The organism is Exiguobacterium sp. KKT215, assembly GCF_055635335.1.
This window is the reverse complement of sequence record NZ_CM145756.1, coordinates 473219-485505: the sequence shown is the minus strand read 5'-3', so window position 1 is coordinate 485505 and position 12287 is coordinate 473219. Positions and strand designations below refer to the sequence as shown.

Sequence of the window (12287 nt, the reverse complement as noted above, 5' to 3'; positions counted from 1 at the left end):
AAAACTCAAAATAAAAGCGTTTACTAAACACATCTATAATTTAACGTTTAGTAAACACTTTGTCAATCGCTTTTATTCAATTTTTATACTGGACACTTTCTCGCTTGATCAGTTTGGCCGGAATCATGACTCGTACGGGAATATCTCGTTCTTCGCGGATCCGTTCCAACGCCAACTTGACGGCAAATTTCCCAAGTTCTTCGGTCTCTACCTTCACGGTCGTCAACGAAGGTGTCAAGAATTCAGCGATTTCAATGTCGTCGAAACTAGAGATCGAGATGTCCTCTGGGATGCTGTATCCTTGTTTTTGAAAAGCGCGATACACACCGACGGCCATCGGGTCACTCGCGACCAACACCGCTGTCGTGTCGCCACGCTCCGTCAACTGTTCACCTAAACGCAGTCCTTCCAACGTGCTCCATCCCCCTAATAGCCCATAGCGGAGATGCTGCAACCCTTTGTCGTTCATCCAAGATACATAGGCCTGATATCGATCCTCGTCCTCATTGAAATAGACGTCACCCTCTTGGTTCATGACGACACGCTGCCCTCCGATATAGGCGATGTTGCGATGTCCGTTTTCGTATAGATGTTCTAGACTCGCTATGGTCGCGCTTTTGAAATCAGAATATACGGCGTCAAACCGCGCGTCGGCATGCGAGTCATCGATGACGACAATATTAGGATTCTCGTTATAGAGCGACTCCAATGTTTTCGGGTCGACCGTACCGAGGACGAGGATTCCTCCGAGATGGTTCAATCCTTCCCAGTCCGCTTTTTTATCAGACAGACGGATCACCCGGTTGACACTCACCTTCAGCCGTTCGGCTTCTTGTTCAATACCGCGTCGAATCGCTCGGAAATATGGATCATCAATCTCTTGAATCTCATTGACCGTGGTCACGAGCCCAACTGTCGCGATCCGGTTCTTATGTGTTTTCTTCTCCCGTGGGCTGTATTTTAATTGTTTCGCTGTTTGCAGCACTTTATCACGTGTTTCTTGACTGACGGATAACTTCTCATCCGAATTCAATACGCGGGATACAGTCGCAATCGAAACGCCCGCCTTCTTCGCCACTTCACGAATGCTTGTCAAAGTAATCATTCCTCCAGTATTGAGTAAAATGTGATTTAATTTTACTAAACAGACGGATTTGTTTCAACCATAAAGTAAAAGGCAGACAAGTCTTCACCTGTCCGCCTCCCTTTAGTCCCGTGATTGAATTACTTGAATAAAGCGCCGAAGTCCTCGTTGTCCATTTTCGTCCAACTTAAAGACGCCGCAGTCCTCAAGTCCCTTTACAAATTTTTCGGCTACGGCCATTTCGATGAAGCGTTCGATATTCTCCCTTCCATCGTATGCTCGTTTCAATTCGCAAGCCCACTCTTGATGGAGATCTTGTACGTTGTCCGTTTCTCCTACAATAAATCTCTTAACTTCGTCCATCTCAGCTTGGAGCCTCGCCGGCAGTACAGCAAGCCCCATCACCTCGATCAATCCGATATTTTCTCGTTTGATATGGTGAACATCTGCATGGGGATGGAAGAGTCCGAGTGGATGTTCCGATGTCGTCCGGTTGTTTCGAAGAACGAGATCCAACTCGAAGAACTCACCTTTTTTTCGCGCGATTGGTGTGATTGTATTATGCGGGGCGTCCGTGTGGGCCAAGATGTGACATGCTTCGTCCGAATAGTTGCGCCAAGTCGACAAGACACGATCCGCGCATGCGACGAGGCTGTTCTGATTTTGGCTACGCAACCGAATGACCGACAACGGCCAAAGCAACGTGTGTCCGCTCACATCTTGGAATTCCTCAAAAGAGAATCGGCCTGTCTCGCGCGCCTCTGCCATCGCAAACGTGTATCGTCCTGCTTGGTAATGGTCGTGCGATAAAATCGAGCCGCCCACAATCGGCAGGTCGGCATTCGATCCCGCGAAGTAATGCGGAAATTTCTCTACAAAGTCGAGCAGACGGACGAACGACGAACGGTCGATCCGCATATCTCGATGCTCACCTGACAATAAGATGCAGTGTTCGTCGTAATAGACGTAAGGCGAGTACTGCATATACCATTCCTCGTCTCCGAGTTCGAGCGGCACAAGCCGATGATTGGCTCGCGCCGGATGATCTAAACGCCCTTCGTACCCTTCATTTTCCACACAGAGGAGACACTTCGGGTACGGGGCCCCCTCTTTCTTCACGCTCTTCTGTTGCGCGATCTCTTTCGGATCTTTCTCTGGCTTCGACACGTTGATGGTGATGTCGACCATTCCATATCTTGTATCTACTTGATAAGAGATATTCTGTTTCGTTCGCTCTGTCTGAATATAGTTCGAGTCCGTCGACAACCGGTAAAAGTAATCCGTCGCCATGACCGGGTCCGTCGCGTACTTGTCGTAAAACACCCGTTCTACTTCCGAGGGGCGTGGCATGAATTGGTCCATCATGTCTGCCGCGAATCGATCCCGCTGTGACCGGCCGTCCTCAGTCAAACCGTTCCGCACCGCCTCGTCCACCAATCGGTCGACGAGCTCCGGGATTCGACCGTTCGTCGTCTCATCGCTCGGTGTCGCCCCCGTCATGGCGAGCAACCGGTTCTTCACGTAGATGACATCCCGCTCCTGGATGAGTCCACTTTTTAGCGTTGCCGCCACGAGTCCATTCACAAGCGCACTCATCGTCCCACCTCACGATATCCGTCAGGGTGGGCGGCATGCCATGCCCATGCATCTGCGATGATACGGGTGATATCGGTTCTTTCAGGAGCCCACCCCAGTACTCGCTTCGCTTTTTCCGCAGAGGCAATGAGACGTGCGGGGTCGCCAGCTCGGCGTGTCGTCGCCTGAGCAGGAATCGCGTGTCCCGTCACTTGACGGGCCGCCTGAATCATCTCATTGACAGAGAAGCCCGTATTCGATCCCAAATTGAACACGTCACTCTTCTGACCGTCACGCAAATAGTGGAGAGCACGCACATGTGCATCTACCAAGTCTTCGACGTGGATATAGTCACGGATGCATGTCCCGTCTTCTGTCGGATAATCCGTTCCGTAGATGGAGATGTGGTCCCGTTTCCCGTTCGCCACTTCCAAAATGAGCGGAATGAGATGTGTCTCGGGATGATGGTCCTCACCAATCTCTCCTCCCGACCTTGCCCCTGCCACATTGAAATAGCGCAGAGCCACATAGCGCAGTCCATGGGCATTCCCGATCCAACCCATCATCTTCTCCATCGTGAGCTTCGTTTCACCATACGTCGACGTCGGATGTGTCAGGGCCGACTCGGCAATCGGCATGATTTCCTGATCGCCATACGTCGCTGCCGTCGAAGAGAAAACGATCTCAAGCACACTGTGTCTCACCATCGTCTCTAACAACACCTGGGTCCCATAGACGTTGTTGTCATAATAATCGAGCGGTTTCTCCATCGACTCGCCGACGAGCGAATTTGCCGCAAAGTGGATCACTTGGTCAAACTGCTCTTGAGAGAACACCTTGTCTAAAAAGGCTTTATCTCGGATATCCCCCTCATAAAACGTCGCATCCGGATGCAACGCTCGGCGATGTCCCGTCGACAAATTATCCACGACGACGACATCTTCGCCTCGATCAATCAGTTGATAGACCGCATGAGAGCCGATATAACCGGCGCCCCCTACAACGAGAATACTCATGAGATGCTCCCTCCTTTGATTTCATGGGCTCCTTCCCCGATAGAAGCGACGTAGCAAGTCGGCGCATATCCGATTTGATGTTCATAGTCCGCACTCACTTCGTCGATGAAACGAGCAATCTCATGTTCCCGTACTAAAGCGATGGCACAACCTCCAAAACCAGCGCCCGTCATGCGCGCCCCAATCGCCCCATGTCTCCATGCGCTCTCGACCAATGTGTTCAACTCGACACCGGTCACGTCATAATCCTTATCCAACGATCGATGAGAGGCATCCATCAGTTCTCCGAAGCGATGGACGTCACCGGCCTGAAGCGCGTGGAGCGCCTCACGTGTACGCTCATTTTCACTGACGACGTGTCTTGCCCTGCGATAGATGGTCTCATCTTCAAATCGATCTTGTCTTTCTTCTAGTGTGTCACTGTCCAAATCACAGAGCGCACGGATATTCAATTCTTGATTGAGAACTTCTAGTGCCGTGTCACACTCTTGTCGCCGCTCGTTGTATTTAGAGTCGGCCAGTTCACGCCGCTTATTCGTATTCATAATGACGACCAATACATCCCCAAACTCAAACGGCGCATACGTACATTCAAGCGTATCGCAATCGAGTAACATCGCTTGATTCTTCTTGCCCATACCGACCGCATATTGGTCCATGATCCCGCTGTTGACCCCGATGTATTCATTCTCGGCGCGTTGTCCGAATTTGACGAGATCAAGTTGGTCAAATTTCAAATCATACACCGCATTCAGAGCGACCGCCGTCACCAACTCAATCGAAGCCGACGAAGACAAGCCCGCACCGTTAGGGATATCGCCAAAATACAGAAAGTCCAACCCGAACGACGGTTCACGTCCATCAAGCATGTAACGGAGCATCGCTTTCGGATAATTCACCCACCCGTGTGCATCTTGGTAATCAAGCTCACCTAACGGCACAGTGACCACTCCAGCTTCCGGAAAATTCATCGAGTAAAAACGGCACTGTCGATCCGTCCGACGTCGTACCAACGCATATGTCCCGAACGTCAACGCCGCAGGAAAGACGTGTCCCCCATTGTAGTCGATATGCTCTCCAATCAAATTGATTCTCCCAGGGGCAAAAAATACCCGTTCGAAGTCCTCGTGAAAAGTGTTTGTAAATGCTTCAGACAGTTTCATCATATCTTTCATAGCCATTCCCTCCTCATCAGTTTCACCACACTCTGATTCTAACGTATTCAACTTATAAAATAAATAATGTTTAGTAAACAATTATATAAATTAATCATATTTATATATGAATCTAATAACAATTAATTTAATTTTTTAAAATTTGTTCAGTTAACAAATAAGCGCCATATAAAACTCGCACCAGTTTACTAGTACGGGTTTTATATGACGCTTACGCTGCAATCAAGACATTTGTTCGTTTGATGTCTCACCTATCTTTAATGAGGACTCTCCCTATTCGTTTAAATGTTTCCGGATAGTAGGAACTCTCTTTCTGGCGTTTATCCATGAAAAAAGGCATAACCTCTGAACTTGCACACGTCTATAGAGTTACAAGTTCTTAGGTTATGCCGTGACGTTTCAGCAACTACAAGAAAACATACGAAAATGCATTATCACGCCTTGATTGATTTAGCTGTTCGAACTTATTTTATCGCCTCAGACGATAAATTTATTTGTCATTTGACGCATCTCGTCTGCCATATTCGACAGTTCTTGGGCCGATGCTGTTATTTCTTCCATCGACGCCATCTGTTCTTCCGTCGCCGCCGATGTGTTCTCGGTGTCAGTCGCCGTCGTCTCCGTGATGCCTTGAATCTCGTTCACTGATTTCAAAATCTCGGTCGCTCCGGCCGCCATCTCTTGGACAGAGCCTGACACTTCCTCGACTTTTTGACCGACCTCTTCAATCGCCCGCTTGATGTCCTCGAACGCTAGCCCAGCCTGTTGGACGTTCGTGACGCTGTGACCCATCTCGCTCTCGACGACGTGCATTGTCTGGACGGCTTGTTTCGTCTCCGTCTGCGTATCTCCAATCAAACCAGAGATTCGTTTCGTCGCGATCGCCGACTCTTCAGCAAGTTTGCGGACTTCTGAGGCAACGACGGCGAATCCGCGTCCTTGGTCGCCAGCCCGGGCCGCTTCGATGGCCGCGTTTAAGGCGAGCAAGTTCGTCTGTTCGGCGATGCCAGAAATCGTACCGGTGATGCTACCGATTTCTTGGGAGCGGACGTCGAGTTGACCGATGACCGTCTGCAACGCCTTCACTTTCTCGTTCATCGCCTCGAGTTGGGACTCGAGCGTCTCAATCAACTCGTTGCCGGTCCCGACTTTCTGAAGTGCCCCGTCCGACAACTCGGTCATGTGTTGAGCGCTATTCGAGACGTGATGAATCCCATTCGTCAGTTCGGTGAGCGTGCTGCTCGATTCTTTCACCCGCGTCAATTGACGAAGCGAGCCCGACGCGATTTCTTCCATCGTGACGGCGACCATCTCTGTCGCTTTCGTCGTCTCTTCGACGTTCGATTTCAAATCGTCCGATGACGTCGCGACGCGCCCGGCTGTCGCCGTGACGTTACTAATCAAGTCACGCAAGTTGTCTTTCATCTGATTGAACGACACGACGAGCGACCCGATCTCGTCACGTGACGTGTAGGTGCTGTCGACCGTCAAGTCCCCTTCTCCAGCGCGGCTCATAAGTCCATTCAACTCACGAACCGGTCGCACGATGAGACGCGTAATGTAGATGCCGAGCCCGATTGAGACGAGCGCCCCGATGGCGACGAGCACCCAGAAGACGAGCACTGACTGAGCACGATTTTCCTGCATCGTCTGACTGGCCGTCTCGGCTTCTTGATTGATTCCATCCATGACGACCGTGGCAGTCTCGACCAAATTTTGACGAATTGGTCGCAAGTCATTCGTATAGACACGGTACGCCGCCGTGTTCTCATTCCGAAGCACTGGCTGAAGCACGAGCTCGGTCCCTTCAAGGTACGCTGTAATTTCGGCGTTCAAGTCGTCGACTCGACCTTGCATCTCGGCATCGGTTGAAGCGAACGTCTCGTTGAACAGTTCGAGGTTCGTCCCGATGCTATCGCGCCGTTCGGTGATATTCGCCTGTAACTCTTCATTCCGCGACGTATCTGTGGCAAGCATCAGTTCAAGTAAATGGCTATCAAGCGCACGGTTGTCCGTCCGAATCTGACCGAGCGCCCGAATCGGCAGCAACCGCTCTTCATATAGTTCTTCCCCCGCGTCGGCCATCCGTCCCATCAAGACATGACTGAGCGCCGCGATGATGACGAGCGTTGCAATGAACACGGTGATGAGCACCGTAAATTTTTTAGACATATTTAAATTCTTCATGATCATCCCTCCTATCTGCTTTATCGTAGGAAAGCAGCTTCACGTGAAGCGTGATCGCACATGCGTTGACCTAAGTTTCCATTTTCAGCGCCGTTACCTGCTCATCAGCACATTCGGCACCCATTTGTAAGCTGGCTCACCTTCATTTGAACGAAAAATGCGCTACGATAAATAAAAGAATGATCGATACGAAAGGAATGATTCCCGTGCCACGCTGGCTCAAACTCAGTCTCATGCTCGCCGTGTTCGGGAGCATCTTCTATATCACGCACTTCCATTATGAGCTTCGCCCGTCTGACGTCCGTGACATCGTCCTGTCGTTCGGTTGGTGGGGTCCTGTCGTCTTTTTCCTCATCTATGCGATTGGCCCAATCATCTTCTTGCCGACGTCGGTACTGTCACTCGGGGCCGGTCTCGCCTTCGGGGTGTGGCCGGGTGTCCTCTACATCCTGTTCGGGGCGACGGCGGCGGCCGTGACCGGTTACGTCATGGCCCGACTGTTCGGCAGGTCCGTGCTCAAGGTCGAGAGCTATCCATGGTCGGAGAAGCTGTTCACGCAGATGGAGCAACGTGGCTTCCTATACGTGTTCGTCTTGCGTCTCATCCCGCTCGTCAGCTTCGATTTGCTCAGTTACGCCGGCGGCATTGCCAAAGTCAAATTCAAGTCGTTTATCCTGGCGACCGTACTCGGCATGATTCCCGGGACACTCGCCTACAGTTTTCTCGGCGCGAGTCTCGCCTCGGGAAGCATCACCTTGATCGTCATCGCCACCCTCGTCTTCGTCACGTTGATTGGTGTCACCTACTATTTCCGCGAACCGGTCAAACGGTGGCTCGGACTCACGTCAGATTAGAGAAGCGCCTCGGCTTCTCTTTTTTTTGCATCGATGTGCAAAATCGATAAACATTCGTGCCAATCGGACGATAATGGAGTAGCTATATCGACCTATTATCAGGAGGAATCTGTATGAGTTCTGAAAAACGCAATCACTTGATGCTCGTCACCACATTCGTCATCGTCTTGACGTCTGTCATCGTCCATCTGCTCCACCGCTTCACCGATTTCGCCTATACGTACACCGTGCTCCGAAACGGTGCCGTCGGCTACGCATATCCCATCGCGACATGGGTCCTGTTTGCAGTCCCAATCGTACTATTGATCGCCATGGTCGTCAGCCAGCGCGTAAAACCACATCTTTTCCCGTACTTGATGATGCTGACGCTCACGTTCGCGAGCATCTCGACCGTCGCCGGTGGGCAAGGGCTCGTCGAATATCATTTCTCGATTTTCGTCGTCTTGGCGATTTTGTCGTTCATGCGCCGCATCGATTTGATTGTCTACAGTACAATCATCTTCGCCGTGCAACATCTCGCTGGATATTTCTTGGTTCCTGAAATCATTTGTGGAACAGCGGATTATCCGTTCAGCCTGTTGCTCGTCCATGCGATCTATCTCATCTTACTGAGCGCCGTGCTCATCGCGCAGATTCACTTCCGTAACCTCGAGTCGTCGCGTGTCAAAGCACAAGAAGATGAGACGCGCCGTCTGTTACAGCAGGCCGTCACCGACGCGAGTCAACTCGTCATGACATTGAAGACACATGCGACCGAACTCGAGACGGCAGCCAACCAGTCGCTCCAGTCCGGGGAACAAATCGCCGTCACCGTCGATCCGATCGTCGCCCACGCGACCGAGCAAGAGACGTCGATGAACCACGGGGCCGAGGAGATTCAATCGATTCGCTCCCTCACGGCTCTCATCCAAGAACGGATGGCCCAAACAGCTGCCGCTTCGTCACGGATTGCGGCCGACGCCATCGCCGGGGACGGCGACATGCGACGGATGGAGACGAAAGTCGAAGAAATCATTAGCGAATCAGAACGACTCGAACGCGTTGTCACGACGATGTCGAACCGATCGACCGAAATTCAAGCCATCCTGCAGCACGTCGAGACAATCAGCGACCAGACGAACATGCTCGCCTTGAACGCCTCGATTGAAGCCGCACGGGCCGGTGACGCCGGGCGTGGTTTCGCCGTCGTCGCTTCTGAAGTCGGCAAGCTCGCCGTTCAGTCCCGCGACTATGCGGCCGAGATGACCCGTGTCCTCGGCGGACTGATGGACGATACGATCGTCGTCCGCGATTCGGCACAGTTATTCAAACGCGCGACCGAGAACTGTCAAACCGTCTCGGCCGATGTGACGGCCGTGTTCCATCGCCTGACCGAAGACGTCTCTGAAATCGACGGTCAAATCAGTTCGATTCAAGAGACACGTCAACGCGTGACGTCTCAGATGGAGACGCTCGAGGCGCGCCTTGCGACGACGAAACGAGCGGCGAGCGAACTGCAGCAACAGATTCAGCACGTCGCCGCCGCGACCGAAGAACAAGTCGCCATCCAAAAAGAGTTGAGCCAAATGTCGGACCGCCTCGCCTCGACCGCGAGCACGTTAGAAGACGTGACCGGTCAGCTCGAAGCCCGAGCGAACTAAAAAACAGACCGCGAATGTGGATTCGCGGTCTGTTTTTATGAATGGCTGAAGAATGAAATTTTTGCAGTCGACCGAATGATGAGTACCGATACGAGCATAAGGATGGCCGCGATTCTAAAGCCCATATCCCCGATGACATTGAATTCATATCTGAGCCCAAAAAGTACAACTAATCCGAGGACAACCCCGATTAGAAACATCATGTTTTTCATGTGATTGATCCTTCCTATGTACACTTCTGATTATCCATTTATTTCTAGTATACGGGATGGGGATGACTTGTGTACAAATATGTGAAGATCAATCGCTAGCAATCATCAAAAAACGTCACGTTCTCGATTATCGAAAACGTGACGTCACTACCGTTTATAACGTTGAGACGAGCTTTTGAAGCGCCTCTTTGAGCGGTGTCACCGGACGACCGAGCACCAACTCGAAATCGTTCGACTCGACTTCGAGCGAGCCGTTGCGGATGCTGTCTTGAATGCCGACGACGATCGGAATCGCTCCTTCCGGCACCCCGGCGCCGCGCATGACGCCAGCGTAAGCGTCGTTACTCACTTCTTGAAGGGTCACTTCACGCCCGAGCACTTCACTGAGCGCCTCGACGAGTTCGGCTTGCGTATGGAGCGGACCTGACAATTCGAAGATGTCTTGTTCGAAATCGTCCGCCATCAGGACGTTCGCAATCGCTTCAGCGTAATCTTCTTGTAGCGCCCAACCGACCTTCCCGTCACGGGCCGCCGTTACCCAAGGTGCGCCGGCGAGCACACCTTGAATACTGCCAAGTTCGTTTTCTAAGTACCAGTTGTTGCGCAAGAACGCGTGCGGGATCCCCGTCCGCTCGATTGCGCCTTCCGTCTCGACATGTGGCGGTGCCATCAAGTTTTGGCTCTCTGTCGCGTCGGCGAGACTCGTATAGGCGATAAACGATACGCCTGCGCGCTCGGCCGCCTCGACGGCGTTCGCATGTTGACGGATGCGTGTGTCGTTGTCCCCGTCCGCCGAGATAATGAGCAGCCGTTCGACACCTTTGAACGCTTCATCGAGTGTCTCTGGCTGGTCGAAGTCGCCGTGTCGCACATCGACGCCTTTCGCTTTCAGTGCTTCTGCTTTTTCAGGGTTGCGGACACTGACCGCGAGTTCACTTGCGGGTACTGACTTGAGCAACACATCAACAATTTTCGAACCGAGTTTCCCGGTTGCACCTGTGACTAAGTATTTCATAAATCATTTCCTCCTTTTAACCTGTAATTAAATCAGTTACATGTAATCATCATAGTTACAGCATCTTCGTTTGTCAATTGTTTGTTCCCTGTTATACTGAAGATGTAACCAATTCACTTACATGACTTGTGCAGAAAGGTGGTGGCCTATGTCCATCAGTAGCCGTTTCGCGGTCGGCATTCATATCTTGACGTTGATCGAGGTCAATCAGGACGGCGTCACCTCGTCTGACTTTTTGGCCGGCAGTGTCAACACGAACCCGGCCCTAATCCGAAAAATCATGGCCATGTTGAAGAAGGCCGACTTGATTGAAGTGAAGCCTGGCGTCGCCGGAGCCAAACTGACGAAAGACTTGACCGAGATTTCGCTCTATGACGTCTATCGCGCTGTCAGTGTCGTCGAGGAGAACGAGCTGTTCAGTATCCATGACAACCCAAACCTGGCGTGTCCTGTCGGGCAACATATCCAAGCGACGATCGAGCCGATCTTTATCCACGCCCAATCGGCGATGGAATCGGTATTGAAGCATGTGACCCTCGCCGATGTCGTGAACGATGTCGCGACGAAAAGCCAAGCAACCTGAAGAGAGGTTGCTTGGCTTTTTTTCAGATGAGTCGATACTTTTTGAAGCTATTGGCCAGCCCGTCTTGGTCACAGGCGTCCGTCACATCGTCGGCGACACGCTTGACCTCGGGTTTGGCATTGCCCATGGCGACACCGACCTTGACGTATTCGAGCATCTCGATGTCGTTCAACCCGTCCCCGTAGGCGAACGTCTGCGCTCGCTCGAGACCTAGATGTTCGAGCAGCGTCGCAATCGCCGTCGCTTTATTGACGCCCGGGATGGACAGCTCCCCGCTGTTGGCACCGAATACGGCGACCGTGCTCGGGATGACGGTGAAGCGGGATGCGAACTCTTGTTGGATGACGTCGAGCGGCACGGATGAGCCGAGGAACGAGATTTTGTTCACATCGGGACGGACGAGGTCGACCCCTTCCATCATTGCGTCATGGAACGGCTTCAAGCCGCGCTCGATCGTCGCACTCGCCTCCGGATTGTTCGCCATCAACTCGTCAATCATCGTCGCCACCCGTGCCTTGGCGTTGCCGCCGGCGAACAGGCCGTCGTTCGACTCAAGATAGAAATCGATGCCTTGTTCCGTGAAGAAGGAGATGAGGTGGCTCAAATCATCGACGGAGACTTGTTGATGGTACAACACTTCTTCCTCGAGTTCGATGTAGCCCCCGGCGGCCCCGATGATGCCGTCAAAGCCGACGTCGAGAATGTCCGAGAACAGCTCGGCCTTCGAGCGCCCGGTCGACAAGAAGACGAGATGGCCGTTCTGTCGCGCCTGGCGGACGGCCTCTTTGGCCGATTCCGGGATATTGCCGTGGTCATCGACGAGCGTGCCGTCGACGTCTAGAAAGATGATGTGTCGCATAATGTCCTCCTTTTTGTCCTGAATACAAGAAAAACCTAAACCAGACGCAACATGTGCGCCCAGTTTAGGTTTTGCCTGGCAATCCAG

General features: G+C 52.1%; 11 protein-coding genes. 3 read left to right on the top strand and 8 right to left on the bottom strand.

Translation table 11 applies throughout. The annotated features are described in order from the left end of the window. Window positions 1–76 precede the first annotated feature (76 nt). From ACZ2GZ_RS02670 to ACZ2GZ_RS02650, 5 genes are all read right to left on the bottom strand, one after another. Window positions 77–1105, bottom strand: a complete 1029-nt coding sequence (locus ACZ2GZ_RS02670; protein WP_233004709.1) for a LacI family DNA-binding transcriptional regulator — start codon at window positions 1103–1105, stop codon at window positions 77–79. 102 nt (window positions 1106–1207) lie between these two features. Beyond that, window positions 1208–2680, bottom strand: coding sequence for a UDP-glucose--hexose-1-phosphate uridylyltransferase (locus ACZ2GZ_RS02665; protein WP_470295442.1), 1473 nt, complete (start codon window positions 2678–2680; stop codon window positions 1208–1210). After that, entirely contained in the window at window positions 2677–3675 is a 999-nt protein-coding gene (gene galE, locus ACZ2GZ_RS02660) for a UDP-glucose 4-epimerase GalE (RefSeq protein ID WP_470295441.1), read from the bottom strand. Before galE ends, ACZ2GZ_RS02665 begins: the two co-directional genes overlap by 4 nt. Then, a complete protein-coding gene (locus tag ACZ2GZ_RS02655) occupies window positions 3672–4850 on the bottom strand; it encodes a galactokinase (protein ID WP_470295440.1) in 1179 nt (392 codons plus the stop codon). The genes galE and ACZ2GZ_RS02655 overlap by 4 nt, the downstream gene beginning before the upstream one ends. A 477-nt stretch (window positions 4851–5327) precedes the next feature. Then, window positions 5328–7037 carry a methyl-accepting chemotaxis protein gene (locus ACZ2GZ_RS02650; protein WP_470295439.1) on the bottom strand — a complete coding sequence of 570 codons (1710 nt, stop codon included), beginning with the start codon at window positions 7035–7037 and terminating at the stop codon, window positions 5328–5330. Between the two features lie 197 nt (window positions 7038–7234). On the opposite strand from ACZ2GZ_RS02650, the gene ACZ2GZ_RS02645 reads away from it, so the two are divergent. Next, on the top strand, window positions 7235–7891 hold the full coding sequence (locus ACZ2GZ_RS02645; RefSeq protein WP_470295599.1) for a TVP38/TMEM64 family protein: 657 nt from the start codon (window positions 7235–7237) through the stop codon (window positions 7889–7891). 113 nt (window positions 7892–8004) lie between these two features. Then, the gene (locus ACZ2GZ_RS02640; protein WP_470295438.1) at window positions 8005–9531 is read left to right on the top strand and encodes a methyl-accepting chemotaxis protein; all 1527 of its coding nucleotides are present in this window, start codon (window positions 8005–8007) and stop codon (window positions 9529–9531) included. Between the two features lie 35 nt (window positions 9532–9566). Here the strand turns inward: ACZ2GZ_RS02640 and ACZ2GZ_RS02635 are convergent, their stop codons facing one another. Continuing rightward, the gene (locus ACZ2GZ_RS02635) at window positions 9567–9743 is read right to left on the bottom strand and encodes a hypothetical protein (RefSeq protein ID WP_470295437.1); all 177 of its coding nucleotides are present in this window, start codon (window positions 9741–9743) and stop codon (window positions 9567–9569) included. 154 nt (window positions 9744–9897) lie between these two features. Then, the gene (locus ACZ2GZ_RS02630) at window positions 9898–10758 is read right to left on the bottom strand and encodes an SDR family oxidoreductase (protein ID WP_214802180.1); all 861 of its coding nucleotides are present in this window, start codon (window positions 10756–10758) and stop codon (window positions 9898–9900) included. A gap of 148 nt (window positions 10759–10906) precedes the next feature. Here ACZ2GZ_RS02630 and ACZ2GZ_RS02625 point away from each other — a divergent pair, with 148 nt between their 5' ends. Continuing rightward, complete coding sequence (locus ACZ2GZ_RS02625; RefSeq protein ID WP_021066191.1) at window positions 10907–11341, top strand: Rrf2 family transcriptional regulator; 435 nt, start codon at window positions 10907–10909, stop codon at window positions 11339–11341. 22 nt (window positions 11342–11363) lie between these two features. Here ACZ2GZ_RS02625 and ACZ2GZ_RS02620 read toward each other — a convergent pair whose 3' ends face one another. Then, complete coding sequence (locus tag ACZ2GZ_RS02620; RefSeq protein ID WP_214835690.1) at window positions 11364–12200, bottom strand: Cof-type HAD-IIB family hydrolase; 837 nt, start codon at window positions 12198–12200, stop codon at window positions 11364–11366. Window positions 12201–12287 lie beyond the last annotated feature (87 nt).